The organism is Georgenia satyanarayanai (assembly GCF_009193135.1).
In the GTDB taxonomy this organism is placed as follows: Bacteria; Actinomycetota; Actinomycetes; order Actinomycetales; family Actinomycetaceae; genus Oceanitalea; species Oceanitalea satyanarayanai.
This window is the reverse complement of the sequence record NZ_VUKC01000007.1, coordinates 36,079-61,513: the sequence shown is the minus strand read 5'-3', so window position 1 is coordinate 61,513 and position 25,435 is coordinate 36,079. Positions and strand designations below refer to the sequence as shown.

General features: G+C 71.4%; 21 protein-coding genes. 7 read left to right on the top strand and 14 right to left on the bottom strand.

Going from position 1 to position 25,435, the window contains the following annotated elements; translation table 11 throughout:
- Positions 1-2 precede the first annotated feature (2 nt).
- The 6 genes from GD632_RS09635 to GD632_RS09610 form a co-directional block, all read right to left on the bottom strand.
- Positions 3-1,766, bottom strand: a complete 1,764-nt coding sequence (locus GD632_RS09635; RefSeq protein ID WP_152191480.1) for an ABC transporter ATP-binding protein — start codon at positions 1,764-1,766, stop codon at positions 3-5.
- Positions 1,766-2,740 (bottom strand): ABC transporter permease, encoded by a 975-nt coding sequence (locus GD632_RS09630; protein WP_152191609.1) that lies wholly within the window; start codon positions 2,738-2,740, stop codon positions 1,766-1,768. The genes GD632_RS09635 and GD632_RS09630 overlap by 1 nt, the downstream gene beginning before the upstream one ends.
- Positions 2,741-2,846: 106 nt before the next feature.
- Complete coding sequence (locus GD632_RS09625) at positions 2,847-4,370, bottom strand: ABC transporter permease (protein ID WP_152191478.1); 1,524 nt, start codon at positions 4,368-4,370, stop codon at positions 2,847-2,849.
- Positions 4,371-4,570: 200 nt separating this feature from the next.
- Positions 4,571-6,418, bottom strand: coding sequence for an ABC transporter substrate-binding protein (locus GD632_RS09620; RefSeq protein ID WP_152191476.1), 1,848 nt, complete (start codon positions 6,416-6,418; stop codon positions 4,571-4,573).
- Positions 6,419-6,674: 256 nt separating this feature from the next.
- Positions 6,675-10,169 carry a bifunctional proline dehydrogenase/L-glutamate gamma-semialdehyde dehydrogenase gene (locus GD632_RS09615; RefSeq protein ID WP_152191474.1) on the bottom strand — a complete coding sequence of 1,165 codons (3,495 nt, stop codon included), beginning with the start codon at positions 10,167-10,169 and terminating at the stop codon, positions 6,675-6,677.
- 84 nt (positions 10,170-10,253) lie between these two features.
- Positions 10,254-10,823 carry a thymidine kinase gene (locus tag GD632_RS09610; protein WP_152191472.1) on the bottom strand — a complete coding sequence of 190 codons (570 nt, stop codon included), beginning with the start codon at positions 10,821-10,823 and terminating at the stop codon, positions 10,254-10,256.
- A 38-nt stretch (positions 10,824-10,861) separates the two neighbouring features.
- Here GD632_RS09610 and GD632_RS09605 point away from each other — a divergent pair, with 38 nt between their 5' ends.
- Complete coding sequence (locus GD632_RS09605; protein WP_226924781.1) at positions 10,862-12,673, top strand: S9 family peptidase; 1,812 nt, start codon at positions 10,862-10,864, stop codon at positions 12,671-12,673.
- Positions 12,674-12,787: 114 nt separating this feature from the next.
- Here the strand turns inward: GD632_RS09605 and GD632_RS09600 are convergent, their stop codons facing one another.
- Both GD632_RS09600 and GD632_RS09595 read right to left on the bottom strand, forming a co-directional pair.
- Positions 12,788-13,636 (bottom strand): hypothetical protein, encoded by an 849-nt coding sequence (locus GD632_RS09600; RefSeq protein WP_152191467.1) that lies wholly within the window; start codon positions 13,634-13,636, stop codon positions 12,788-12,790.
- 1 nt (position 13,637) lies between these two features.
- Positions 13,638-14,141, bottom strand: coding sequence for a hypothetical protein (locus tag GD632_RS09595; protein ID WP_152191465.1), 504 nt, complete (start codon positions 14,139-14,141; stop codon positions 13,638-13,640).
- A 103-nt stretch (positions 14,142-14,244) separates the two neighbouring features.
- Between GD632_RS09595 and yidD the strand changes: the two genes are divergently transcribed.
- Positions 14,245-14,529 (top strand): membrane protein insertion efficiency factor YidD, encoded by a 285-nt coding sequence (gene yidD / locus GD632_RS09590; RefSeq protein ID WP_152191462.1) that lies wholly within the window; start codon positions 14,245-14,247, stop codon positions 14,527-14,529.
- Positions 14,530-14,542: 13 nt separating this feature from the next.
- On the opposite strand, the gene GD632_RS09585 is transcribed toward yidD, so the two are convergent.
- Positions 14,543-15,076, bottom strand: coding sequence for a TetR/AcrR family transcriptional regulator (locus tag GD632_RS09585; protein ID WP_152191460.1), 534 nt, complete (start codon positions 15,074-15,076; stop codon positions 14,543-14,545).
- A 74-nt stretch (positions 15,077-15,150) separates the two neighbouring features.
- Here GD632_RS09585 and GD632_RS09580 point away from each other — a divergent pair, with 74 nt between their 5' ends.
- The 3 genes from GD632_RS09580 to GD632_RS09570 all read left to right on the top strand — a co-directional run bounded on the left by GD632_RS09580 (position 15,151) and on the right by GD632_RS09570 (position 16,817).
- Positions 15,151-15,858, top strand: a complete 708-nt coding sequence (locus GD632_RS09580) for an MBL fold metallo-hydrolase (RefSeq protein ID WP_152191458.1) — start codon at positions 15,151-15,153, stop codon at positions 15,856-15,858.
- Between the two features lie 78 nt (positions 15,859-15,936).
- Positions 15,937-16,317: an ArsR/SmtB family transcription factor gene (locus GD632_RS09575; RefSeq protein WP_152191455.1), complete on the top strand. Its 381-nt coding sequence runs from the start codon at positions 15,937-15,939 to the stop codon at positions 16,315-16,317.
- Entirely contained in the window at positions 16,314-16,817 is a 504-nt protein-coding gene (locus GD632_RS09570) for an SRPBCC family protein (protein WP_152191453.1), read from the top strand. The genes GD632_RS09575 and GD632_RS09570 overlap by 4 nt, the downstream gene beginning before the upstream one ends.
- 3 nt (positions 16,818-16,820) lie before the next feature.
- Here the strand turns inward: GD632_RS09570 and GD632_RS09565 are convergent, their stop codons facing one another.
- Both GD632_RS09565 and GD632_RS09560 read right to left on the bottom strand, forming a co-directional pair.
- Positions 16,821-17,258 (bottom strand): VOC family protein, encoded by a 438-nt coding sequence (locus GD632_RS09565; RefSeq protein WP_152191450.1) that lies wholly within the window; start codon positions 17,256-17,258, stop codon positions 16,821-16,823.
- 68 nt (positions 17,259-17,326) lie between these two features.
- Positions 17,327-18,991, bottom strand: coding sequence for an ABC-F family ATP-binding cassette domain-containing protein (locus GD632_RS09560; protein ID WP_152191446.1), 1,665 nt, complete (start codon positions 18,989-18,991; stop codon positions 17,327-17,329).
- Positions 18,992-19,231: 240 nt separating this feature from the next.
- Between GD632_RS09560 and GD632_RS09555 the strand changes: the two genes are divergently transcribed.
- Entirely contained in the window at positions 19,232-22,012 is a 2,781-nt protein-coding gene (locus GD632_RS09555; protein WP_152191444.1) for an amidase, read from the top strand.
- A 302-nt stretch (positions 22,013-22,314) separates the two neighbouring features.
- Here the strand turns inward: GD632_RS09555 and GD632_RS09550 are convergent, their stop codons facing one another.
- The 3 genes from GD632_RS09550 to GD632_RS09540 are packed head-to-tail and all read right to left on the bottom strand — an operon-like array spanning position 22,315 to position 23,679.
- The gene (locus GD632_RS09550) at positions 22,315-22,770 is read right to left on the bottom strand and encodes a HEPN domain-containing protein (RefSeq protein WP_152191442.1); all 456 of its coding nucleotides are present in this window, start codon (positions 22,768-22,770) and stop codon (positions 22,315-22,317) included.
- Positions 22,761-23,345 (bottom strand): ArsR family transcriptional regulator, encoded by a 585-nt coding sequence (locus tag GD632_RS09545; protein WP_152191440.1) that lies wholly within the window; start codon positions 23,343-23,345, stop codon positions 22,761-22,763. The genes GD632_RS09550 and GD632_RS09545 overlap by 10 nt, the downstream gene beginning before the upstream one ends.
- A gap of 49 nt (positions 23,346-23,394) precedes the next feature.
- The gene (locus GD632_RS09540; protein ID WP_226924780.1) at positions 23,395-23,679 is read right to left on the bottom strand and encodes a DUF3024 domain-containing protein; all 285 of its coding nucleotides are present in this window, start codon (positions 23,677-23,679) and stop codon (positions 23,395-23,397) included.
- A gap of 571 nt (positions 23,680-24,250) precedes the next feature.
- Between GD632_RS09540 and GD632_RS09535 the strand changes: the two genes are divergently transcribed.
- Positions 24,251-25,390 carry an SIR2 family protein gene (locus GD632_RS09535; RefSeq protein WP_226924779.1) on the top strand — a complete coding sequence of 380 codons (1,140 nt, stop codon included), beginning with the start codon at positions 24,251-24,253 and terminating at the stop codon, positions 25,388-25,390.
- Positions 25,391-25,435: the final 45 nt, after the last annotated feature.

The window sequence follows — 25,435 nt, the reverse complement described above, 5'->3', positions numbered from 1 at the left end:
CGCTACTCGCGGGTGGACTCGTCCAGCGGCCCGGAGCCGATGGTGCCCTCGTCGAGCCGGAGCTCGGTGACACTCTCCCCGAAGGAGGCGAGCAGGGCGTGGCGCTCCTCGCGGCGGCGGCGCTGCTCCCCGGGCTCGGGCACGGGCGCCGCGGCGAGCAGCCGCTGCGTGTACTCCTCCTGCGGGTTCTGCAGGACGTCCTCGCGGCTGCCCTTCTCGACGATCTTGCCGTTCTGCAGCACGACCACCCGGTGGGCGAGCAGGTCGACGACGGCGAGGTCGTGGGAGACGAAGAGGCAGGCGAAGCGGTAGCGCTGCTGGAGCTCGGTGAACATGGCGAGGACGCTGGCCTGGACGGAGACGTCGAGCGCGGAGGTCGGCTCGTCGGCGACGAGCAGCTCGGGCTCGAGGACGAGCGCACGCGCCACGGAGACACGCTGGCGCTGGCCGCCGGAGAGCTCGTGCGGGTAGCGGTTGTACACGCTGCGGGGCAGCTCGACGGCCTCGAGGAGCTCGTGGACCTTGCGCTCGCGCGACCTCCGGTCCCCGACCTTGTGGACGACCATCGGCTCGGCGATGATGTCGCCGATCGGCAGGCGCGGGTTCAGCGAGGCGGCGGGGTCCTGGAAGACCACGCCGATCCGCTTGCGCAGCGCCTTGGCGTCGCGGCGCTTGAGGGCGCCGAAGTCCTCACCGAACATGCGGATCGTGCCCGACGCCGCGGGGATGAGTCCCAGCGCGCAGCGGCCGATCGTCGACTTGCCCGAACCGGACTCACCGACGAGGCCGACGACCTCGCCCTGGCGCACGGAGAAGGAGACGTCGTCGACGGCGCGGAACGGCGGCTTGCCGGCGCGCTGGTACTCGATGACGAGGTTCTCCATGCGCAGCGCGTGGATCTCGTCCTCCTCGACCGGGGGCGCCGCGACGTGGGTGATGCCGAGCTGGTCGCGGCCGCGGCCGAGGTGGGGCACGGCGTCGAGCAGGCGCTTGGTGTAGGCGTGCTGCGGGTGGTTGAGGACCTGGTCGGCCGTGCCCGTCTCGACGAGGTTGCCCTTGAACATCACCGCGACGCGGTCGGCCATGTCGGCGACGACGCCCATGTTGTGGGTGATGAGGAGGATGCCGGTGTTGAGCTTGTCCTTGAGGGAGCGGAGCAGGTCGAGGATCTCGGCCTGGACGGTGACGTCCAGGGCCGTCGTCGGCTCGTCGGCGATGATGACGCGCGGGTCGCAGCTGATGGCGATCGCGATGACGACGCGCTGACGCTGACCGCCGGAGAGCTCGTGCGGGTACTGCTTGAGGCGCCGCTCGGGCTCGGGGATGCCGACCATCCGCAGCAGCTCGGCCGCACGCTCGTCCGCGGCCTTGCCGAAGGCGATGCCGTGGAGCTCGAGGGCCTCGGTGAGCTGCGTGCCGATCGTCAGGACCGGGTTGAGCGCCGTCATCGGCTCCTGGAAGACCATGGCGACGTCGTTGCCCCGCATGCGGCGCAGCTCGCGGTCGTCGAGCTCGCCGACCTTCCGGTCCCCGACGACGATGCCGCCGGCGGTGCGGGCGTTCTTCGGGAGGAGCCCGAGCGCCGTCATCGAGGTGACGGACTTGCCGGAGCCGGACTCGCCGACGAGCGCGACCACCTCACCGGGGTGCACCTCCAGGGAGATGCCCTTGACGGCGTGGACGGAGCCGAACTCGGTCTTGAAGCGGACATCGAGGTCGGTGAAGGAGAGGACCGGCCCGCTGGACTGCTCGGAGGTGGTGGTCATCAGTCCTTGTTCCTGTTCTGCCGGGGGTCGAACGCGTCGCGCAGCCCGTCACCGATGAAGTTCACGCTCAGCGCGATGCCGAGGATGAAGATGCCGGGCCACCAGAACAGCCAGGGCCGGGAGGTGAAGGACGCCTGGTAGGTGTTGATGAGCACGCCCAGGGAGGTGTCGGGCGGCGCGACCCCGAAACCGAGGAACGACAGCGAGGTCTCGAGGAGGATCGCCGCCGCGATCGCCAGGGTGGCCGACACGATGATCGTGCCGAGCGTGTTCGGCAGGATGTGCTTGATGATGATCCGCCACGGCGAGGTGCCGACGGCGCGCGCCGCGGCGACGAACTCGCGCTCGCGCAGGGAGAGCACCTCACCACGCACGAGCCGGGCCAGACCGGTCCACGTGACGATGCCCAGCATGAGCGAGAGGGTCCAGATCGACCCGCCGCTGATCTGGCCGAGGACGGCGGCGAGGACGAGCAGCGGGATGACGATGAGGAGGTCGGTGAGGCGCATGAGGACGGCCTCGACCCACCCGCGGAAGTACCCCGCCGCCGCACCGATCGCCGTGCCGATGATCGTCGAGACGATGCCGACGACGAAGGCGATGATGAGGGACCGCTGCGTGCCGCGCATGACGAGCGCGAAGTAGTCCTTGCCCACGTTGTCCTGCCCGAAGGGCTGGTCACCGATCTGGAAGGGCCACAGGCTCAGCGAGGGACGGCCGCCGTCGGTGACGGTGCCGGCCAGCGTGTAGCCATGCTTCCACCAGCCGGGGAACGGCCCGAAGCCGATCGACGTGTACGCGAGCAGCGTGATGAAGACGAGCACGCCCAGGGACACCATCGCGCCGCGGTGGCGCAGGAACCGCCGCAGGACGAGCTGCCCCTGCGAGTAGGACCTGTCGGTCTTGCCCTCGAGGTCCTCCTCGACGGACAGCTGGTCGACGTTCTGCACGGTGCCCGGGTCGGCGCCCTGCATCCCCGGCTGCGGCACGATGTGCTCCGGCCGGTTGTTCTTCCTGAACCTTCTCATCGCTGCCTCCGGGTCGCGGGGCTGGTACGGGTGCCTGCGTCGCTCACTGCGCTCACCGCCGGATCCGGGGGTCGAGGAAGGCGTAGGCGATGTCGGCCAGCATGTTCATCACGACGGCGGCGGTGCCGGTGACGAGGAAGAAGGCCATGACGGGTGCGGGGTCGACCTGCTCGAGCCCGGTCCGGAACAGCTCGCCCATGCCCTTCCACCCGAAGACCGTCTCGGTGAGCACCGCCCCGCCGATGAGGCCGGCGAAGTCGAAGGCGACGATCGTCGTGATCGGGATGAGCGCGTTGCGGAACGCGTGCTTGGTGATGACGACGCGCTCGGACAGGCCCTTGGACCGGGCGGTGCGCACGTAGTCCTGCTCGAGGACCTCGAGCATGGACGAGCGGGTGTAGCGGCTGTAGCTGGCGACCGACACGAGGGTGAGGAGGATCGTCGGCAGCAGCAGCTGGGTGCCCTTGTCGAGGAACTCCTGCCAGAACGTGCCGTCGTAGTTCGGGGTCTCGGCACCGATCGTTGAGATCGGCCGGCCGTTGCGGACCGAGCCGAGGTAGCCGGCCCAGGCCGACAACGCCCTGTCGGTGACGATGACGAGGCTCATCACGGTGGCGGTCGCGACCGACACCCAGATCGCGACCCGGCGGGAGTAGCCGCCCCACAGCGCGCCGCTGAGGACGGCGATGACGATCGCGAGGGCGAAGAGCCCGAAGAGGACACCCCAGCTGGGGTCCTCGAGCGGACCGGAGAAGACGAAGTAGGTGACGATCCCGGCGCCCACCGTGGTGAGGGCGGCGTACAGGACGTTCTTGTTCCCCAGGCCCGAGGTGAGCATGACGATGAGGAGCGCCGCGCCGAGGGAGGCGACGGCGACGACGCCGATGCCCAGGGCCGGCTGGCGGAACCAGTTGACGGCGTCGAAGTAGAACATCGCCGCGAAGACGAAGAGGAAGGTCCCGCCACCGGTGAGGAGCCGGCGTCGGGCGTCACCGCCGAGGGACCCGGCGATGACGACGGCGAGCACGAGCGCGACGAGAGCGATCTGCCACAGCGCCATGGAGGGCGAGACGATCCAGTCGTTGAAGCGGATCGCGCCGTACTCCTTGAGGAGCACCGCGGCCCAGAATACGGGCAGGGAGTACATCATGAACGCGAAGAACGTCACGATGTAGTCGAAGCCGGAGTACTGGCGGATCGCGGTGAGGATGCCGACCGCGATGCCGATGACGATGGCGAGGAGCGTCGAGAGGATGACGAGGCGCAGGGTCGCCGCGGCCGCGTTGCCGAGGAGGTCGATGACCGGGATCCCGGCTCGGTTGAGGCCGAGGTCGCAGGAGCCGACGACGCACTTGCCCACGCCCGCGAGCCACGCGCCGTAGCGCTCGTACCACGGGTCGTCCAGGCGCATGTTGGAGATGCGCTGGGCGATGAGGCTGTCACGGTTGGGGTCGTTCGACTCCCGCAGGTCCGCCAGAGGGTCGCCCGAGTTGATGGTGAGGACGAACATCAGGAGGGACCCACCGAGCAGGACGAGGGAGGATATTCCCAGCCTGCGCAGGATGAACTTGATCACGAGCTTGCCCTTCGGGTCTTCCGGGTGAGCCCGGACAGCCTAGCCCTGTCCTCGTGGGACTCCGGCCCGGCGCCGAGAATTCACGTCAACGCACCGTACACGCGCGCCGGTGGGGCAGGAGGAGGACTCTCCTCCTGCCCCACCGGCGTTCTCGCGTGTCTCAGGTGCTGGGGGTGACAATCACCTCAGCTGAGGTGCGGTCACTCCGCGAGGAGCCACTGCTCAGCGTTCCAGGCCACCTGGTTCTGGGTGGACGTCTGACGGACGTTCTCCATGCCGGCCGTGTAGGCGACGACACCCGGGTGGGCGAAGATCGGGATGCCGAAGAGCGTGTTCCACAGCTCCTCCTCGATGATCTTCGTCTGCTCGAGGTGGACGCTCTCGTCGAGCGACGCGGCGAGGGTGGTCCACGCCTGGTCGACGGTCTCGTTCGAGTAGCCGCCGTAGTTCTGCGGGGCGTTGGTCGAGTAGATGTTCTGGCCCGAGGCGATCTGGCCGGAGCCGGCCCACGCGAAGAGCGCGACCTCGTAGTCACCGGCGGGCAGCGCGTTCGCGAAGAAGTCCGCCGTGCCGACGTCGGTCACGTTGAAGCCGGCCTGGTCGCAGCTCGACTTGATGAGCTCGATCTCGGAGGTACGGCGCGGGTTGGGCGCCGAGTAGCCGATGCGGACGTCGATCGGGGTCTCGATGCCGGACTCCTCGATGAGGCGGGTGGCCTCCTCGAGGTTCACCTCGTCGTAGCGGCCGTCGTAGGCGGCCTCGACGACCTCGTCGTACGCGGGCTGGAACGGGAAGACCTCGCGGGCGTTCATGACGACGGCCTCGGGGTCGATCGGCTTGATGAGGTTGTCGACGATCTGCTGACGCGGGACGCAGTAGGCGAAGGCCTCGCGCAGCGCCTGGCCGCCCTCCTCGTCGGAGAACACGCCGTTGTTGAAGTTGAAGTCCAGGTGCTCCCACGTGAGGGTGGAACCGGTCTGGATCTCGACGGCGTCGCCGAGGCCCTCGAGCTGCGGCAGGGTGTCGACCGTGGCCTGCGGCTCGATGACGTTGAGGTCACCGTTCTGCAGGGCCTGGTTGTGGCCCGAGGCGTCGAGGAAGCGGAAGGTGATGTTCTCGGTCGCCGCGGGCGGACCCCAGTAGTTGGGGTTCGCCTCGATCGTGATGGACTGACCGGCGGTCCAGCCGCCCTCCATGAACTGGTAGGCGTTGCCGGACGGCGCGATGGCCGGGTCCGGGACCTGGCCGGGGCTGGAGAGCCAGCCCTCGTTCCAGAACTCCGCGGCCTGCGTGAGGGTGTCGACGTCCTCGTCGAGGATCGCCTGGACGAGCTCCTCCTCGGTGATCCCGATCTGCTCCGCCACGACGTGCGCCGGGAGCAGGTAGGCACCGGTGACCAGACGCCAGTCGGGGTACTTCTCCTGGTACTCGACCGTGAAGGTCTTCGCGTCGAAGCTGTCGGCCTGCGGGCCGGTGGGGACGTTCGTCTGGGTGTAGTCGGTGCCCGAGACGTGGTTGAAGACCGGGTTCGCCGGGTCCGGGGAGAGCCATGCCGGGTTCTGCGAGACCCACTCGAAGAGGAAGTCCGCGAAGTCGATCGCGTTGCCGTCGGACCACGCGGCGTCGTCGGCGACGGTGTACTCGATGACGAGCGGGTCGTCGCCCTCGAGGCCCGAGGTGACGTTCGCGGTCCCGAAGACCTCGTTCTCGTAGATCGTGCCGTCGGTGCCGAAGTAGAAGAAGCCCTCGGGGCGGATCCGGTCCATGATGACGCTGTTGTACGTGCTGTACGTGTCAGCGGTCAGCGAGTTGTACCCGGTGAACTCGTCCTGGCCGGTCGAGTAGAAGATGTCGCCCTCGACGGTCTGGATGTCGCCGAGGTCCTCCTTCGCCGTGGAGCCGGCCTCGCCGGAGTCGGTGGTCTCTTCGGTGGCGTTGTCGCCGCCGTCGCCCGTGGTCTCGTCGTCGCTGGGGCTGGTGCACGCCGCGAGGACGAGCGAGCCTGCCACCAGCACGGCGGCCGCCTGGGCCGTACGCCTGATCTTCAATGTTCCTCCTGGATGCTGGGACGTGACCACGGGCTGCGCCGGGGGTACCCGGTGGCCGTGCCGCAGTGCACGCCGAGGTGCCGTCACGGTACACACGGGTCAGTGGTCCATACGACGGACGAAACAATCCGGCAACCGTTTCGTTATGGACTTGAGACAGCCTGTGGGGCAGATCTCACCATGTGGACCGGGGCGTCGCCCCACCCCTCCATCTCGCCAATTGGTCAGTTGACCGACGGTTCCGGCGGACGGAGCGTCAGCCAGCCGACCAATTGCGAAGGTGGCGGGCGGGGAGGTGGCCGAAGCGGTGCCGCGTGCGCGACACCGCCTGCTCCCGCACGACGGCGAGAAGCTCGCGGCGGCCGGTGGCGAGGACCGGGCCGGCCAGGACGGTGACCTGCGGTGACCACAGGGCGTCGAGGAGCGCACCGGCCTGCGGGCCGACGACGCGCACCCGGTCGATCCCCTCCTCGTGCACCCGCGCGAGGAGCTGCGCGTCCGTCTCGGCGCGGGTGACGTGCCGGCCCAGACGGCGCAGGCCGGCGTGGGTCTCGCGCCCCCGCAGCGCGCGGAGGGCCGCGCTCGTCACCGGGTCCAGGCTCACCCGCACGTCCGCCCCCACCGCCTCCCCGGCGAGGAGGACGCGCAGGAGCTCGACCGGGGCCGCGCCCGGCACCGTGCGCACCGTGAGCGGCACCGGCCGGTAGCGGAAGGCGTTGGACTCCGCCCGCAGTCCGGTGTGGTCCTGCGCGTCGCGGATCTCGGCGTCCCACGCGGCGGCGTCGGAGCCGGCGGCGCTCTCGAGCCAGGTCCGCTCCGCGTCGTCGGGGACGAGGGCGGCGTAGTCGGCGAGCGCGGCCCGCACCGCCGCGGACGGCGCGGCGGTCCGCGCCGGGAGCCCGTCCATCGCCCACTCCCCCAGCTGGGCGACGTAGTTCGGTCCGCCCGCCTTCGCACCGGGGCCGACGGCGGAGGACTTCCACCCGCCGAAGGACTGCCGCTGGACGATGGCGCCGGTGATGTGCCGGTTGACGTAGGCGTTGCCGACCTCGACGTGCTCGAGCCAGTGGTCGATCTCCTCCTCGTCCAGCGAGTGCAGGCCACCGGTGAGCCCGTAGGCAGTGGCGTTCTGCAGCTCGATCGCCTCGTCGAGGGTCTCGGCGCGCATGATGCCGAGCACCGGCCCGAAGCACTCGGTGAGGTGGAGGAAGGAGCCGGGCGCGACGCCGTCCTTGAGACCCGGGGACCACAGCCGCCCGGTGCCGTCCAGTTGTCGGGGCTCCACAAGCCAGCGCTCACCCGGCTCGAGGGTGGTGAGGGCGCGGCGCAGCTTGCCGGTGGGCGGCTCGATGACCGGGCCCATCGTCGCGGCCAGGCCCGTGGGCCAGCCCACCCGGAGGGATCGGACGGCGTCGACGAGCTGGCGCAGCAGCCGCTCGGAGCGCCCCGCGGAGCCGACGAGGATCGCGATCGACGCCGCGGAGCACTTCTGCCCGGAGTGCCCGAAGGCGCTCTTGACGAGGTCGGCGACGGCGAGGTCGTAGTCCGCGGCGGGGGTGATGACGAGGGCGTTCTTCCCCGACGTCTCCCCCAGCACGCGCGGGCCCCCGGGCCGGCCGGTGCGCCACGAGCAGAAGAGCTCGGCGGTCTCGGCGGCGCCGGTGAGGACGACGGCGTCGACGCCGTCGTGGGCGACGAGCGCCCGGCCCACCTCGTTCTCGGCGGCGCGGACCACCTGGACGACGTCGTCGGGCACGCCGGCGGCGTGGAGCGCGGCGACGGCCGTCTCGGTGCAGCCGGGGACGGCGGGGGCCGGCTTGATGACGACGGCGCTGCCGGCGGCGAGCGCGGCGAGGACACCGCCGATCGGGATCGCGACCGGGAAGTTCCACGGCGGGGTCACGAGGGTGAGGACGTGCGGGGTGAAGCGGGCGCCGTCGGTGTGGAGGGAGGCGCCGGGCTCGAGCTCGAGGGCCCGGTCGGCGTAGTAGCGGGCGAAGTCGACGGCCTCGGAGACCTCGGGGTCGGCCTGCTCGATCGTCTTGCCGCCCTCGGCCGCCATGAGCGTGACGAGCTCACCGCGGCGCGCCTCGAGCTCGTCGGCGGCGCGGCGCAGGAGCGCGGCCCGGTCCGCGGCAGGTCGCGTGGACCAGCCGGGGTGGGCGGCCCGGCCGCGGGCGACGACGGCGTCCACCTCCGCCGTCGTGCGCAGGACCGGGGAGGCGAGGGGCGCGGGCCGGGCCCGCACCCGCTCCCTCGCCCACGCGCGGACCTCGGGCAGGGCCGGGTCCGCGTCGGTCGTGTTGTCGAAGGACGGGCCCGCCGGCTGCCGGTCGGCGGTGCGCCGGCGCTCGGCGGCGACGGTGCCCATCGCCGCGACGGAGGCCCGGAAGCGTGCCTCCTGGTCGGCCATGGACGCCTCGCCCGCGCCGTCGTCGCCGTCGAAGAGGGCGCGGAGGAAGTTCTGCGGCTGGGCGTTCTCCTCGAGGCGCCGCACGAGGTAGGAGACGGCGACGTCGAAGTCCTCGGGCGCGACGACGGGCGTGTAGAGCAGGACGGTGCCGACGGCCTCCTTGACCGCGCGCGCCTGCGCCGGGGCCATGCCCTGGAGCATCTCGACGTCGAGCATCGCGGTGACGCCGCGGCGCTCGGCGAGCAGGTGGGCGAGGGCGACGTCGTAGAGGTTGTGGGAGGCCACGCCCAGGCGCAGCGCGCCGGCCAGCTCCGGGCGCAGCGACCGCTCGACGAGCCGCAGGTAGTTGGCGTCGACGTCGTCCTTGGTCTCGTACGGCGCCTGCTCCCAGCCGTGCACCTCGGCCTCGACGCGCTCCATCGAGAGGTTGGCGCCCTTGACGAGGCGCACCTTGATCCCGGCGTGCCCGGCGGCGGCGCGCCGCCGGGCGAAGGTGATGAGCCGCTCGAGGGCGGCGACGGAGTCGGGGAGGTAGGCCTGGAGGACGATGCCGGCCTCGAGGTCCGCGAACTCCGGCTCGGCGAGCAGGCGGGTGAAGACCTCGAGCGTGAGGTCGAGGTCGCGGTACTCCTCCATGTCGAGGTTGACGAAGGCGTGCGGGCTGCGGGCCGCGGCGGTGCGGTACAGCGGGCGCAGCCGGTCGAGGACGCGCTCGACGGTGCCGGCGGTGTCCCAGGTGGAGATCTGGGAGACGAGGGAGGAGACCTTGATCGAGACGTAGTCGACGTCGTCGCGCTCGAGGAGGGCGCGGGTGCGCTCGGTGCGGGCACGGGCCTCGTCCTCCCCGAGGACGGCCTCGCCGAGGAGGTTGATGTTGAGGCGGAAGCCGTCGCGGCGGGCCCGGGCGAGGTGCTCGGCGAGCGCGGGGTCGTGGGCGTCGACGACGAGGTGCCCGACGAGCTGGCGCAGCCGGCGGCGCGCGAGCGGGACGACGAGCCGGGGGGCGAGCGGGGCGGCGAGCGCCCCGGCCCCGAGGAGCGTGCGGTCGACCGGGCCGAGGAAGCCGGCGGCGCCGGCGGAGATGCGGGACAGCTCGCGGGCGGCGACCTCCTCGTCCTCCGGGCGCGCGACGCGGTCGACGAAGCTGACGGCGAGGTCCAGGCCCTCCGGGTCGCTGACGAGGGCGGCGAGCTGGGTGGAGGCGGCCCGCTCCCGGCGCGTCTGCCCCTCCTCGGTGGCGGCGAGCCACGCCTCGGCGAGGGCGACGGCGTCCTCCACAAGGTCGGCCACGTCCGGCGGGGTGGCCGGCCGCTCGTCGGTGGGGGTCGCGGTCGTCATGACGCCTCCTCGGGGATCACCCGGCGCGGGAGCTGAAGTCGGTCCTCCCAGGTTCCCACGACCCGCGACGCGGTGGCACTCGGCTCAGCGCAGGTGGAGCCGGCACCGGGCCTCGTAGGCCTCGGTGCCGCCGACGTGCTCGGTCCGCGGGACGCGCGCGTCGCCGACGTCACCGGCGACCGTGCGGACGTGGAAGGGGGCGTCGCGTCCGCACACGGCGCAGACGGCGGTGAGCTTGGTGACGTCGTCGGCGAGCGCCATGAGGGAGGGCAGCGGCTCGAAGGGCCGCCCGTCGAAGGTGACGCACAGCCCGGCGACGACGACGGTGGTCCCGGCCAGGACGAGCGCCTCGACCACGGGGACGAGGCCGTCCCCGAAGAACTGCGCCTCGTCGATCGCGAGGAGGTCCGGCGCGCGGCCGGCCAGGAGGGCCTCGAGCGAGCGCACGTCGGTCGCCGCGCGGGACGGGATGCTCAGCCCGGCGTGCGAGGCGATCCGCCCGGCGCCGTGCCGCTCGTCCCACGAGTGGTTGACGATCTCGACCGTGAGGCCGGCGAGCTGGGCGCGGCGCACCCGCCGCAGCAGCTCCTCGGACTTCCCGGCGAACATCGGCCCGCACACCACCTGGAGCCGGCCCAGCCTCTCCTCGCTCATGCGGCACACCCTAGTGAGCCGGGGATATGTTCGAAGTCGTGAGCAGCCAGACCGAGACCGTCGTCCGTTCCCTCCTCGACCTGCGCACGTGGGTGGCCTTCGACGTCGACGACGCCGGCCGCGTCCTCGCGGGGCACGACGAGCTCGGCACCGTCCAGCTCGTCGAGATCGCGCCGGACGGGGGCCGCACGCCGCTCACCGCGCTGCCCAGCCGCTGCTCGGGCCGCTACGTGCCGGGCCGCCGCGCCGTCGTCGTCCAGCACGACACGGACGGTGACGAGCTCATGCAGCTCTCGCTCCTCGACCTCACCTCCCCGCCCGCGGAGCCGGTGACGCCGGCCGGGCTCACGCCGCTGGTCCACGACCGCCGCTACATGCACGTCCTCCAGGACGTCACCGCGGACTCGCTCGTCTTCCACACCAACCGCCGCAACGGCGTCGACATGGACGCCGTCGTCCGCGACCTCACCACCGGGGCCGAGCACGTGGTGCACGACGGCGGGGGCTACGTCACGGCCGCCGCCGTCTCCCACGACCACACCTCCGTCGCCGTGACGGGGCTGAGCCTGCGTCCCGCCTCGACGCTCGTGCGGGTCTCCGGGCCGCGCGCCGTCGGTGACGGAGCCGTCACCGACCCCGACGAGCACGCCCGCCACGCACAGGTGGCGTGGACGCCCGGTGACGAGGCGCTGCTCGTCGAGTCCAACCACGAGCGGGAGTTCACCGCCGTGGCCCGGGTCTCCCTCGACGGGCGGGAGTGGACGTGGCTCGTGACCGACGACGCCCACGACCTGCACCTGTGGGCCTCCCCGAGCGGGCGGGCGATGGTCGTCGGCACCGTGCGTGACGGCGCCGTCGCCCTCGCCGTGCACGACGGCGACGGCGGCCTCCGCTGCGCCGTCGACCTGCCCGGGGAGGGGGTGCCCGACGTCGTGTGGGCGGCGGACGAGCAGCGGCTCGTCGTCACGCTGTCCACGCCGACGGACCCGTCGAGCCTCCACCTCGTCGACGTGGCGACGGGCGCGTCGACGCCGCTCGCGGCGGTCCCGGTGCCCGGCGAGGTGCGCGGGCGGCTGGTCGCGCCCACCGTGCACCGCGTGCCGACGCCCGACGGCGAGGAGGTGCCGCTGTTCCAGTACTCCCCCACCGGTGAGGACGGCACGCTCGGCGGCGCCTCGGTGCTGCTCGTCCACGGTGGCCCGGAGGCCGCGTCGATGCGGAGCTTCAGCCCGGTGGTCCAGGCGCTGTGCTCGGCCGGGCTCACCGTGCTCGTCCCGAACGTCCGCGGCTCGACGACGTACGGCAAGCGCTGGTACTCCCTCGACGACGTCCGGCTGCGTCTGGACTCGGTGGCCGACCTCGCCGCCGTCCACGAGTGGCTGCCCTCGCAGGGGCTGGACCCGGCGCGCAGCGCCCTGTGGGGCGGCTCGTACGGCGGCTACATGGTGCTGGCCGGCGTCTCGATGCAGCCCGCGCGGTGGGCGGCGGGGGTCGACATCGTCGGGATGAGCTCGCTGGTGACCTTCCTCGAGAACACCTCCCCCTACCGGGTGGCCTACCGGGAGCGCGAGTACGGCAGCCTCGCCGAGGACCGCGAGTTCCTCGAGGCGGCGTCACCGATCACCTACCTCGACGACATCGTCGCGCCGCTGTTCGTCATCCACGGCGCCAACGACCCCCGTGTGCCGCTGAGCGAGGCCGAGCAGATCCGCGACGCCCTCGCCGGCCGCGGCGTGGACTGCGAGCTGCGGGTGTACGCGGACGAGGGGCACGGCCTGGCGAAGCGCGAGAACCGGCAGGACGCCTACCCGGCGGCGATCGAGTTCCTCGGGCGGCACCTGGCGCGGTGAGCCGGACTCCGGCCGGCGTGCCTGGTCCCCCTGGGTGTGGACTTCTCGACCTCTGAGGTCGAAAAGTCCACACTCAGTCCGGCAGGGTCGCTCGGCCGGCGCTCCGTCGCGTTGTCACGCCGCCACCGGCCGGCGTCGCTCGCGGCGCGCCGCGACCCGCTCGGTGACCTTCTCCAGCGGGAGGAAGGCGAACCAGCACACCACCGTGGGGAGGAAGTGGATGCCCATCGCCACGAAGGTGGCGAGGTGGAAGGCGAGGAAGCAGCCGATGGCGAGGTAGAGCCACCGCCCCCGCAGGAAGAGGACCAGGGGCGAGAGGATCTCCAGGGCGAGGGACCCCCACTGGGCCGCGCGCAGCAGCATCGGGTAGGCCAGCGTCCACTCGACGAAGTGGGAGCCGCGGCGGACGATCGCCCAGGTGAGCACCGACCCGTTGGCCCAGGTGACCAGGCTCCCAGCGCGCGACCACTTGGCGAAGACCGAGCCGAAGTAGGTGAGCACCGTGGCGATCTGGACGGTGCGCATCGCCCAGCCGGCGGCCTGCGAGAGGGTGTGGTCGCGGTAGTGGGCGACCCCCGCCGTCGGGAGGACGAGCGTGGCGATCATGAGCGCCATGTGGTCGTGCTGGACGTAGGAGAAGCCCTGCGAGTTCAGCGCCCACACCCAGAAGGTCAGGGTCACCCCCCAGCCCGCCACCCGCTGCGCCCTGCCCGCGATCGCCAGCACGCAGGAGAGCACGAGGGCGGCGAGCAGCGCGTAGGAGACGGCCGTGCTCAGCGGCGGCAGGTGGACGAGCCGCGCCAGCAGCGTGGGCTGGTAGAGCTCGGGGACGTAGGAGTGCTGGATGACGTCGTCGAAGTTGAACAGGACGTCCCAGATGACGAAGGCGTAGACGAGCGCGCGGAACGCGGCAACCCTGGCGAGCGGCACGGGCCGGGCCAGCCAGCCGACGACGGCGCGCACGTCAGTCCTCCTCCGCGGTCGAGTCCCAGCGCAGCAGCTCGACCTCCTCGGGCTCGCCGACGACGTAGCCGTCCTCCAGCTGCTGGATCGAGCGCATGAGGTAGAGCGTCTCGATCGGCTCCCGCCCGGGCCCGAGCGCGGCGTAGCCGTCGACGAGGGACTGCATGAGCCCGGGGTTGTCGAGGATCCGCTGCAGCTGCCCCTCGACCTCGGCACGGGCGACACCGATCGTCCGGTCGTTCATCGGGATGCGCCGGCCCTGCTCCGTCGCGGTGTCGGCGAGCAGGTACGTCGACCGGACCGTGCCGTCGAGGTCGCGCGGTGTCGCGAACTGCGAGAGCGTGCCGAGCGGGAAGAGGTCGTTGGTGTCGGCGACCTGCCCGTAGGCCAGCACCCCCAGGGCGGCGACCGTCCCGGCGACGCGCACCGCCAGCCCCGCGGCCGACAGCCGGCGGACGTCCTGCTTCCCGTCCGCCGGGCGACGCTGCACTCGGGGCGGCTCCATGACCGGCAGCGTATCGGCGCTGTGCGGCGGCGACGCCGACCCCGGCGGGGTGGGTCGGGGGGCTCGCCGTGCCGCAGCGCGGCGCCGGGGCTACCGTGACGCGATGGGACCCGCCACGCGCGCCACCGACGCCCTCATCCGGCTCTACCAGCAGCGCCTGTCCCCGCGGAAGGGGTGGACCTGCGCCCACCTCGTCGCCCACGGCGGTCAGTCGTGCTCCGCCGCGGTGCGCGACGTCGTCGTGAAGCGGGGAGTCGCGAGGAGCGTGGTGCCGGCCGTCGTCCGCTTCGTCGCCTGCTACCAGGCGGCGAGCATGCTCGCGGCCACCCAGGTGCAGGGGGTGTGCTGCTGCGGCGGCATCCCCATCCCGTTCCGCTTCCGCCGCTGACCGACCGGGGTGCTCAGGGGCGCGCGGTCGTGAGACCGGCGCGCAGGTGCTCGAGGCCGTAGTCGAAGGCCTCGTCGACGCTGCCGCCGAGGCGGAAGGCCCCGGCGAGCTCCATCTGGAGGAAGCCGGTGGCCCAGGCGGTGAAGAGGCGGGCGGCGGCGAGCGCCTCCTCCTCCCCCACGAGGTCGGCGGCGGCCCGGAGCACCGGGGCGGACGAGCGCCGCAGCGCCCCCTCCTCGGCGTACGGCGTGAAGACGAGGCGGAACGCCTCGGGCTGCTCGTGGGCGAAGGCCCGGTACGTCGTCGCGAGCCTGCGGAGGTCGGGGGCCGCCTCCTCGAGCCGCGTACCCAGGTCGTCGACCGTGGCGGCGACGACGGCGGTGAGGAGGGCGTCGCGGTCGTGGAACCGCTTGTAGAGCGAGGGCGCCCTCACCCCCACGCGCGCGGCCACCGCCTGCATCGTGAGGCCCGCCGGCCCGGCGCTCTCAAGGATCTCCCGCGCGGCGGTGACGACCTTGGCGTTCGTGGTCCGGTTGGGCGAGGGCATGGGAATACTCCTTGGCTATTGACGTTAGCCATGATGGCTAACTACCGTAGCCATCCTAGCCCGAAGGGACCGCCATGAAGATCGCGCCGCACCTCCACCGCCTCGGCAACGACGTCGTCGCCTCCTACCTCGTCGAGCTGCCCGAGGGCATCACGCTCGTCGACGCCGGCCTGCCCGGACACTGGACCGACCTGCTCCGCGAGCTCAAGGCGATCGGACGGCCGCTCTCCGACGTCCGCGGGCTCGTCCTCACCCACGGCGACAGCGACCACATCGGCTTCGCCGAGCGCCTCCGCACCGAGACCGGTGCGCCCGTCTTCGTCCACGCCGCCGACGCCCACCGCGCGAGGACCGGGGAGAAGCCGAGGACGCCGATGGGGCCGGCCCGGCTCGGGCCGATGCTCGGCTTCCTCGCCTACGGGTTGAAGAAGAAGGCTGTGCGCACCCGTCACGTGGGAGAGGTCGTCGAGGTGGCGGACGGGGACGCGCTCGACCTGCCGGGGCGCCCCGTCGTCGTCGGGATGCCCGGCCACTCGCCGGGGAGCATCGCCGTCCACGTCCCGGCGGTCGACGCCGTCTTCGTCGGGGACGCGCTCACCACCCGCCACGTCCTCACCGGGCGCGAAGGGCCCCAGCCGGCGCCGTTCACGGACGCACCGGAGGAGGCACTGGCGTCCCTCGACCGGCTCGCGAGCGTCTCCGCCTCGTGGGTGCTGCCCGGCCACGGGGCGCCGTGGCACGGCACACCGGCCGGCGTCGCCGCCGCGGTCCGCGCCGCCTGACGCGCCGGCGGCTCCTTCCACGACCGTCGCGTCGTCAGTCTCTCGACGGATGTGTAACCGTGGCTTTACGCTTTGCCGGTGACCGTGTTCGAGGCGCTGGCCGACGAGACGCGACGCCGCCTGCTCGTCCGGCTGGCCGGCGGCGCGCTCTCGGCCGGCGACCTGGCCGCGACCGAGGCGGCCTCCCGCCCGGCGATCAGCCGGCACCTCAAGGTGCTCCGGCAGGCCGGCCTGCTGGAGGTCCGCCAGCACGGACGGCATCGCATCTATACGCTGCGTCCGGCCGGGCTCTCCCCCGTCCGGGAGCTGCTGGACCGGCTCGACACGGGCGACCGGCCGGCCGTCGCGCCACCGGTCTCCGAGGGGCGGCTGGCGGCCCTCGACCTCGAGGTGCGCAGGACGGTGCGCGAGTCTCGCCCGCCCGTCTCCGACCGTCTACCCCAGAGGAGCTCGTCATGACCACGACACCACAGCCGCGCGGACGCCTCGGCGCCGGAGCCCACGGGCGCGAGGTACAGATCGAGCGTCAGTTCCGCGCCCCCGTCGAGGACGTGTGGGTGGCGATGACGGAGTCCGACCGCCTCGAGCGGTGGATCGGGCGGTGGGAGGGGGACCCTGCCACCGGGAGGGTCACGTTCTTCATGACCGCCGAGGGTGAGGACGTGGAGCCGGAGGAGCTGACGATCACCGAGTGCCACGCGCCCCACCGCTTCGCCGCGGACACCAGCGTGGGGGACGGGGTGTGGCACCTGCGCTTCGAGCTGAGCCAGGACGGTGACGTCACGACCCTCGTGTTCGCCCAGGCGCTCGGGGACGACCCGCTCGGCAGCGTCGGGCCGGGGTGGGAGTACTACGTCGACCGGCTCGCGCGGACGCTGGAGGGCGGGGACGCCGCGGACGTCGACTGGGACGACTACTACCCGGCCATGAGCGCCTATTACGACGAGCTCGAGCGCTGACCGTCAGCCGCGCGTCAGCTCCTCGGCGAGCATGACGATGATGCCGCTCGGGCCGCGGACGTAGGTGAGCCGGTAGAGGTCCTCGTAGGTCGCCACGCCCCGGAGCGGGTGGCAGCCGTGCCGTGCCGCCACGGCGAGGGCGGCGTCGAGGTCGTCGACCGCGAAGGCGACCCGGTGCATGCCGATCTCGTTGGGCCGGGTGGGCTCGGTCTCGATCGGCTCGGGGTGGAGGTACTCGAAGAGCTCGAGCCGCGCCTGGCCGTCGGGCGTCTGGAGCATCGCGATGTTCGCGTGGTTGCCGTCCAGCCCGACGGCGGTGTCGGTCCACTCCCCACTCACCGTGTCGCGGCCGAGCACGGTGAGACCGAGGTCGGTGAAGAAGGCGATCGCGGCGTCGAGGTCCCGCACCGCGATGCCGACGTTGTCGAGCCTGATGGCCATGCGCGGCACGCTAGCGAGAGCCGGGTCGGGGGACAAGGGCGTTGCCGGGACCGCGGCGGCAGTCGCCCCTACAGCTCGGTGACCCGGCCGGCGTCGACGTGCCACCGGCGGTCCGTGCGCACCGTGGCGAGCATCCGCCGGTCGTGGGTCACCAGCAGCAGGGTGCCGTCGTAGGACTCGAGCGCCTGCTCGAGCTGCTCGATGGCGGGGAGGTCGAGGTGGTTCGTCGGCTCGTCGAGCACGAGGAGATTGACGCCGCGCGCCTGCAGCAGCGCCAGCCCGGCACGGGTGCGCTCCCCCGCCGACAGGTCATCGACCGGGCGGTTGACGTGGTCGGCCTTGAGCCCGAACTTCGCCAGCAGCGTCCGCACCTCCCCGGACGCCAGGTCCGGGACGCGCTCCTCGAAGGCTGCGACGAGCAGCGCGGACCCGGCCAGCTGGGCGCGCGCCTGGTCGATCTCACCGACGTGCACGCCTGCTCCGAGGCTCGCCGTTCCCTCGTCGGGCAGCTGCCGGCCGAGCAGCGCGCGCAGCAGGGTCGACTTCCCGGCCCCGTTCGGTCCGGTGATGCCGATCCGCTCCCCCGCGTTCACCTGGATCGAGACCGGGCCGAGCGTGAAGGAGCCTTGGCGGAACACCGCCGAGCTGAGCGTCGAGACCACCGACCCGGAGCGCGGCGCCGAACCGATGGTGAACTGGAGCTGCCACTCCTTGCGCGGCTCCTCGACCTCCTCGAGCCGGGCGATGCGGCTCTCCATCTGCCGGACCTTCTGCGCCTGCTTCTCGCTCGACTCACTCGACGCCCTGCGCCTGATCTTGTCGTTGTCCGGGGCCTTCCTCATCGCGTTGCGCACGCCCTGGCTCGACCACTCCCGCTGGGTCCTGGCCCGTGCGACGAGGTCGGCCTTCCTGTCGGCGAACTCGTCGTACCTCTCCCGCTGGTGACGGCGGACGGTCTCCCGCTCCGCGAGGTACGCGTCGTAGCCGCCGCCGAAGACCCGGTTCGTGCCCTGGGCCAGGTCGAGCTCCAGCACCCGTGTCACGCAGCGCGCGAGGAACTCGCGGTCGTGGCTGATGACCACCACGCCGCCGCGCAGCCCGTGGACGACGGCCTCGAGCCGTTCGAGGCCGTCGAGGTCGAGGTCGTTCGTCGGCTCGTCCAGGAGCACGATGTCGAACCGGGACAGGAGCAGCGCCGCCAGCCCGACACGTGCGACCTGCCCTCCGGACAGCGAGGTCATCAGGGCGTCCTCGGGTCGCGCGCCGCCGAGGTCCAGCCCCAGCTCGGCGAGCGCCACCGGGAGGCGCTCGTCGAGGTCGGCGGCACCGCTGGCCATCCAGCGGTCCAGCGCCGCGGAGTAGGCATCGGCGGGGTCGACCCCGCCGACGGCGAGCGACGGGTCACCGAGTGCCGCCGCCGCGGCATCCAGGTCCCGGCTCGCCTCGGCGCACCCCGTCCGCCGGGCGATGTACTCGGCCACGGTCTCACCGGCCACCCGCTCGTGCTCCTGGGGCAGCCAGCCGACGAAGGCGTCCGGCGGCGAGAGCGTGACGGTGCCCGCCTGCGGCTGGTCCCGGCCGGCGAGCAGCTTGAGCAGCGTGGACTTCCCGGCGCCGTTGGCACCGACCACCCCGAGGACGTCACCAGGGGCGACGGTGAGGTCGAGGGAGTCGAAGAGGGTGCGATGGCCGTACCCGCCGGCCAGGCCGTGGGTCACGAGGGTTCCGGTCACCAGCCGATCTTGCCATCGAGGCACGAGCCCGTGCGCTGGACGTCGGGCGGCCGGCGCCGTGCCGTCGTCGGCGGCCTCACCCGCGGCGACAGCGACTCCGGCCCGTCGGGAAACGGATCGGGCCGTCTCGCTGCGCATGAAACCTCGACGACACCGCCCGAAACTCCGTCGAAACAGCACCGTGGAACCGTGCCGATCGGCCGGTCGACATGCCCCGGCTCACGTCGACCGAGGAGCACCATGAGAACCAGAGCACGACTCACCGCGCTCGCCGCTGCACCGCTGGTTGCGGCCGGCCTGATCGTCCCGGCGAGCACGGCGGGCGCCTTCACCTACGTCACCGACGCCGAGGGCACGGCCTGGGGCATCCACACCGCCGCACCGCCTGCCGCCGACACCGGGAGCATCCGGGCCACGCAGAGCGGCACCGGCGTGCAGGCGCCGTACTCGACCATGCTCAACGGCTACGGCGGGATCCGGGTGAGCGTCGATGCGACCGAGAAGCACCGCTTCGACGGCGAGCTGCTGCGTGGGTTCGGTCTGACCGAGCGCAGCGAGGGGCAGTTCGAGACGACCCGGTCGGTCGACCTGAGTGGCGTGCGTGTCTCACGGGCGGTCCACGTCGAGACCGGTTCCACCTTCGGTCGCTGGCTGGACACCTTCACCAACACCACTGGGCAGACACTGACCGTCGAGGCGGCGTTCGGCGGGCAGACCGGCTTCGGGTCCACAGGCACCAACGCGAGCCGCGTCGTCGCGACCTCCAGCGGTGACGAGGAGGTGACGCCGGAGGACTCGTGGACCGCGTCCGCCAGCGGCACCAACGGGGACCGCACGTCCGGCGGTCCGACCGCGACCGTCGTCGGGGAGTTCGACCGCACCGGCAACTGGCTGCGCGAAACCTTCACCCAGCCGATGGGGTCGGAGGGGCACGCCGCCAACTTCCCCGCCTACGTCACCACGCTCACGCTCGCACCGGGCGAGACCGCCTCGCTGCTGCGCTTCGTCGTCGTCGGGCAGCCCGTGACGGCCGACACCCTGGGCGCTGAGATCGACGACGTGAGCGCCGTGGCTGCGGAGCTGGCAGCCGACCCGGAGCTCGACGGCCTGTCGCGCGCGCAGATCTGCTCCATCGTGAACTTCGAGGGCCTCACGCCCGCGGCCGCCGGCGCCGAGCCCGGCCACTGCCTCGGCGACGACGCCACGAAGGTCGAGCAGCCGCAGGCGCCCGCCGCACCGGCAGCGGTCACCACCTCGTCCTACGACGTGGTCGACACGACGATCGAGCAGATGCGGGCGGACCTGGAGGCAGGTCGCACCTCCTCCGTCGAGATCACCCAGGCCTACCTGGACCGCATCGCCGCCTACGACGAGGGTCAGTTCGGGTTCAACGCCTACACCACCGTCGCGAGCGACGCCCTGGAGCAGGCCGCGGAGGCCGACCGTCGTCGGGCCGGCGGTGAGACCGGCGCGATGCTGGGTATCCCGATCGCGGTCAAGGACCTCTACCACACCGCGGACATGCCGACCACGAACGGGTCCCTGACCTTCGACGGGTTCCGACCGGACGAGGACGCCTACCAGGTCGCGCGGCTGCGCGAGGCCGGGGCAGTCATCATCGGCAAGGCCACCATGGAGGAGTACGCGACCAGCGGCTCCTACTCCGACAGCGGCTACGGGACCGTGTGGAACGCGTTCGACCCCTCGCGGTCCGCGCTCGCCAGCTCGGGAGGCTCGGCCGTCGCCACCGCGACCAGCATGGCCGCAGCGGCCCTCGGCTCGCAGACGGGTGACTCCCTCTACGCCCCTGCCACCGCAGCGAGCCTGGTCACGCTCCGCGGCACGGACGGCATGCAGTCCGACCGCGGCGTCATGCCGCTCGTCTGGCTCCAGGACTACGCCGGCGCCATGACCCGTTCGGTCTCCGACCTGGCGGACATCCTCAACGTGACCTCGGGAACCGACCCGTTGAACCCGGAGACGGCCGAGGCCGACGCTCACCGCCCCGAGGACTGGCGCACCGTCCTCGACGAGGACGCCCTGGAGGGCAAGCGCATCGGGATCCTGCCCTCCGTGTGGGTGGACCCGTACGGCACGACCACGACGATCGACGCGTCGGTCGCCGCGCTGCAGCACATCGAGACGGCGGGAGCCGAGATCGTCGAGCTGCCCGACGGCCCGGTCGCACCGCAGCGCGGGTCCTGGAACCTCAACTGGGAGGGCTGGGCCCGGTACATCGAGTCGTTCCCCGAGCTCGGGATGACGTCGCCCGCGGAGATCGTGTGCTCCCAGGACAAGCTTCCGTACACGCGGTACGCGCCCGAGTACTGCGAGGGCATGGAGCGGATGTCGGACGCCGAGGTCGCCGCCTGGCGTGACTACCGCGCCCAGTACAAGGAGAACATCGCCGCCTGGATGGACGAGCACGGCGTCGACGCCGTGGTCTACCCGTCGCTGCTGTCGGAGATCAGCCTCAACGACGGCGGTGGGAACCGTTCCAGCTTCGGGCGTCGTGACACCCCGTCGGGCGGCTCGGGTGTCCCGACGGTCGCCATGCCCGCCGGGACGGACGTCAACGGTGCACCGGTCAGTGTGCAGCTGATGGGCCGCGCGTGGGACGACGCGGAGCTGGTGGGCATGGCCTACGCCTTCGAGCAGGTGGCGAACGGTCACGTCGCTCCGGACACCGCCCCGGCGCTGACGGTCGTCGAGGTGCCCACCGAGGAGCCGACGGAGGAGCCCACCGAGGAGCCCACCGAGAACCCCACGGAGGAGCCCACCGAGCAGCCCACCGAGGAGCCCACCGAGAACCCGACCGAGGAGCCGACAACTGCGGAGCCCACGGAGGAGCCGACAACGGGTGAGCCGACTGCAGGGCCGGCGACGGGCGGGCCGACCGCGCCCGGCGGCAGCCTGCCGAGTACAGGTCCGGAAGGGATCGCGGTGAGCCTCATCGCCGTCGCGCTCCTCCTCGCGGGCGGTGCCGCACTCGCCACACGCCGAAGGACGCACGCCGGATGACCCGGCGGTGAACCACCACCGATGACGAAGGCCGCCGGCCGCAGCTCTCACGACGAGAGCTGCGGCCGGCGGCCTTCCTGCGAAAATGAGCGCTCGGCAGCGCTGGGAACCCTGCGCGAAGGCTCCGATTCACACGTTGAAGCGGAACGAAAGCGGCCGTTTTCGGGTGGTCACGGACATCGTCGGCTGACCCCGGAAAATCCGGGCTGACCTGCATAAACACGCCTCTCGGACCGTTGGGGCTGGATGGTCACCATCGGCCCCCGCCGGACTTCTTGCGGACTGTTTGCGGACCGCTGGACTCACGGCGCGACCCGAACGACCGCCGCCTCGAACAGCATCCGAGCGACCTGCTCAGCCTTCTCGGTCGCCGCGGCACCCACCGGCTTGGCCTCGTAGCGGTCCTGGTTCCGAGCGCGCCGTAGGCGGTCGAACTCCCGCGCCGCCCTCTCGGCGGGCGGCTTGTCGAAGATCGCGCGGAGGTAGCGGCCGAGCGCCTCGTGCTGGCCGGGCCCGTTGGTCGTTCGAAAGCCGTACGCCGCCAGCAGCGCCTCGCCAACATCGTGACAGGCGTCGTAGGCGATGCCGTACCTGACGACGACGCTGGTGAGCAGCGGCAGCTGGGTCAGGCGCTCCTCGGCCTGACGCAGGAATGAGGTGGCACGTGCGAGGTCGGCGGGCACGACGTCGAGGCGTCGCGCCTCGACCAAGGCGAGGATCGTCGCCTGCTGGACGCGGGTGAGTGGGGTCAGCGCCATGGCAGCTCGCGTATCACGGGTACCGCCGGGCCGCTGCGCACGTTGTCCAGGAACGAGGAGCGCTCACCGAACTCCTCTGGGGTGAGGATCGTCGGGTTCACGGGTCGGCGCACGGCGGCCTCCGCCCGGGCGCATGCCTCGTAGACGGCATCGATGTCGGGCTCACCGAGCACCATGACGTCGATGTCGTGCGGTGCCGGACCGGCATCCCCGAGCATCCGCGCTGCGAAGGACCCGTACAAGAACGCCGACTCGATCCGCTCAATATGGGCGAACTCCTCGGCCAGGATCACGACCGGGCCGGTCGCGACCATGAGGATCTCGCGCAAGGGGCGCACCAGCGGGCTCTCGCGGTTGGCGCGGATCAGCCTTGCGCGACCCACCTGTCGCTCGCTCAGGATGCCGGCGTCCAGCAATCGGGCGACCTCGCGGTGCGCGGTCGGGTAGGCGAGGTTGGCCTGTGTGGCCAGATCGGTGATGCTCAGCTCGTCGCCGGTGAGCAACAGAGTCGAGAGCAAGCGCGCCTGACCGTCCGACCGGAAGATCGGAGCGAGGAGCGGCGACTCTGTTCTCATATAACTGAGATTACCCTCCATTATATCGATAGTCAACGCTGGCGCCTTGTTACCCCGAGAAGATCGGTTCCGCACCGCTGTCGATGTAGTCCAGCAGCGCCTTCACGCTCTTGGCAGGTCTCGTGCGCTTGTACTCGTGGAACTTGAGGTTGCGGTCACGCCAGTAGATCGCCAACATGCCGGTCGACTTCGTGTAGCGCAGCCGTGAGATAGGGAATCTCGTGCGCTCGCCGACGCCGTCCCACGCTGGGCGCACCTCGACGATGTCGACGTGGCGGTCAGAGACGTCGGCCTCGACCTGGACCTGATCCCACAAGTGCTCGGGCACACGCACCCGCCCCAGAGTCGGATGCGGTGGAGATCTGTCTCGGGCAGAGCCACCAACCCAGCCTGCCCCTCGGTAAGACGCGCACCAGAGGGCGTCACGGCCCCCCTCGCCGTAATGAATCGAATTGCGCGCCAGCGACGCCTACGTAGCTCCTGCCCCACGGAGTCGGGGTTTATTGCCGAACCGTTGTCAAGCCTCGAAGCGGCGGCGACGGGTCGAACGGCGTGACAGACAGGTTTGCCGATCGGCGGGGGTATCGCCGCAAGACCACCCCTTTACGGGAGGGAGCCCGGTTTGACGACCGGTTCGCAGGTCGACACCGCCGTCCGGCCCCCGATTTGAGGATCGAGTCCGCCGATCACCTCGTCGAAGCGAGCAAAGCCCAGTTCGGCGACGAACACCACGCGAAGTCAGGCGCTGCGGCTCAACGAGTTCGCTCCTACCCAAGCCTTCGGGACGGAACTGAGCAGCGCGACAACGATGCGGATCGAAGTGCGCGGGACTCTTCGCAAACTCCCATGAATCGAGGTACAAAGGCGCAGCGTTGTCGTATCCTCGACAGGTGTCTAGGCATGGGGTGCTGCCCTTCATCAATGGGCTCAGCGAGAAGCTGGCGTCGCGGTCGCGCCACGTCTGCGTCTTTGTCGGCGCCGGGGCGTCGCGTGCGTGCGGGCTCCCGGATGTCGCCGGTCTGGAGGAGCACCTGCGCACGAGCCTGTCCGGCGAGTCTTTGGCCAAATTCGAATACCTCCTCGATGGGCGCAATCTCGAGCAGGTGTTGAGTCGACTTCGACGCATTGCGGCTCTGCTGATGGACACCACAGACCAGGTGGACGGCTTGACCAGCCACCAGGCGAGGGACCTCGATGTCGAGATCTGCAGGCACATCGTCTCCAAGCTCACCATAAACCCGAGCAAGATGGATCCGATGCTCCGGCTGGCGTCGTGGGCCGCACGCGCCGACTATCACCATCCACTGGAGGTATTCACAGTCAACTACGACCTGCTGGTCGAGACCGGCCTCGAAGGGCTCGGAGTGCCCTACTTCGACGGCTTCGCCGGCACGATGCAGGCCCGGTTCCGCAGCGACCTCGTCGAGGCGACCGCCGGGGAGGAGCGCCACTGGCTGCCAGCGTTCCTGGTACGGGTGTGGAAGCTGCACGGATCAGTGAACTGGGCCTGGAACATCACTCCCCGCCCGTCGGTGGTCCGGCTGGGCACAGCTGTCCCCGAGGACCAAGTGGCAGCGATCTACCCCTCGGATGCGAAGTACGACGAGTCCCGGCGAGTACCGTTCGTGGTGCTGCAGGACCGGCTACGCAAGGCGCTCGAACAGCCCGAGACCCTGACGTTGATCACCGGATACGCCTTCGGTGATCAACACCTTAACGAGATGATATTCGAAGCTGCCCGCCGGCGGCCCCGCTCGGAGTTTATCGCCTTCTGCTACTCCACGATTCCTGACGACCTGGCTGCGCTAGCCACAACGGCGCCGAACGTGCAGGTCGCGAGTCCGGCCGAAGCCATCCTCGGAGGAATCCGCGCAGACTGGGATCCGCCGGATGGCGCTCCGGACGACGTTTGGGCAAAGGAGACGTTTCTGCTGGGCGACTTCACCCACCTCACCCGGTTCCTAGCTCGCAGCTCACCACCTCAGGCCGAACTCGAAGCCCGGCTCAACGAGCTTCTAGCGAAAGCGATAACCCCGGATGCCTGAACGCGAACCTACGTGCATAGGGCGGGTCCGGCACGTCCTCGGCGC

Bases quoted from the DNA above. Each gene is read 5' to 3' on its own strand.
- GD632_RS09635 (WP_152191480.1), bottom strand. From the start codon at position 1,766: ATGACCACCACCTCCGAGCAGTCCAGCGGGCCGGTCCTCTCCTTCACC.
- GD632_RS09630 (WP_152191609.1), bottom strand. From the start codon at position 2,740: ATGCAGGGCGCCGACCCGGGCACCGTGCAGAACGTCGACCAGCTGTCC.
- GD632_RS09615 (WP_152191474.1), bottom strand. From the start codon at position 10,169: ATGACGACCGCGACCCCCACCGACGAGCGGCCGGCCACCCCGCCGGAC.
- GD632_RS09610 (WP_152191472.1), bottom strand. From the start codon at position 10,823: ATGAGCGAGGAGAGGCTGGGCCGGCTCCAGGTGGTGTGCGGGCCGATG.
- GD632_RS09595 (WP_152191465.1), bottom strand. From the start codon at position 14,141: ATGGAGCCGCCCCGAGTGCAGCGTCGCCCGGCGGACGGGAAGCAGGAC.
- yidD (WP_152191462.1), top strand. From the start codon at position 14,245: ATGGGACCCGCCACGCGCGCCACCGACGCCCTCATCCGGCTCTACCAG.
- GD632_RS09585 (WP_152191460.1), bottom strand. From the start codon at position 15,076: ATGCCCTCGCCCAACCGGACCACGAACGCCAAGGTCGTCACCGCCGCG.
- GD632_RS09580 (WP_152191458.1), top strand. From the start codon at position 15,151: ATGAAGATCGCGCCGCACCTCCACCGCCTCGGCAACGACGTCGTCGCC.
- GD632_RS09570 (WP_152191453.1), top strand. From the start codon at position 16,314: ATGACCACGACACCACAGCCGCGCGGACGCCTCGGCGCCGGAGCCCAC.
- GD632_RS09565 (WP_152191450.1), bottom strand. From the start codon at position 17,258: ATGGCCATCAGGCTCGACAACGTCGGCATCGCGGTGCGGGACCTCGAC.
- GD632_RS09555 (WP_152191444.1), top strand. From the start codon at position 19,232: ATGAGAACCAGAGCACGACTCACCGCGCTCGCCGCTGCACCGCTGGTT.
- GD632_RS09550 (WP_152191442.1), bottom strand. From the start codon at position 22,770: ATGGCGCTGACCCCACTCACCCGCGTCCAGCAGGCGACGATCCTCGCC.
- GD632_RS09545 (WP_152191440.1), bottom strand. From the start codon at position 23,345: ATGAGAACAGAGTCGCCGCTCCTCGCTCCGATCTTCCGGTCGGACGGT.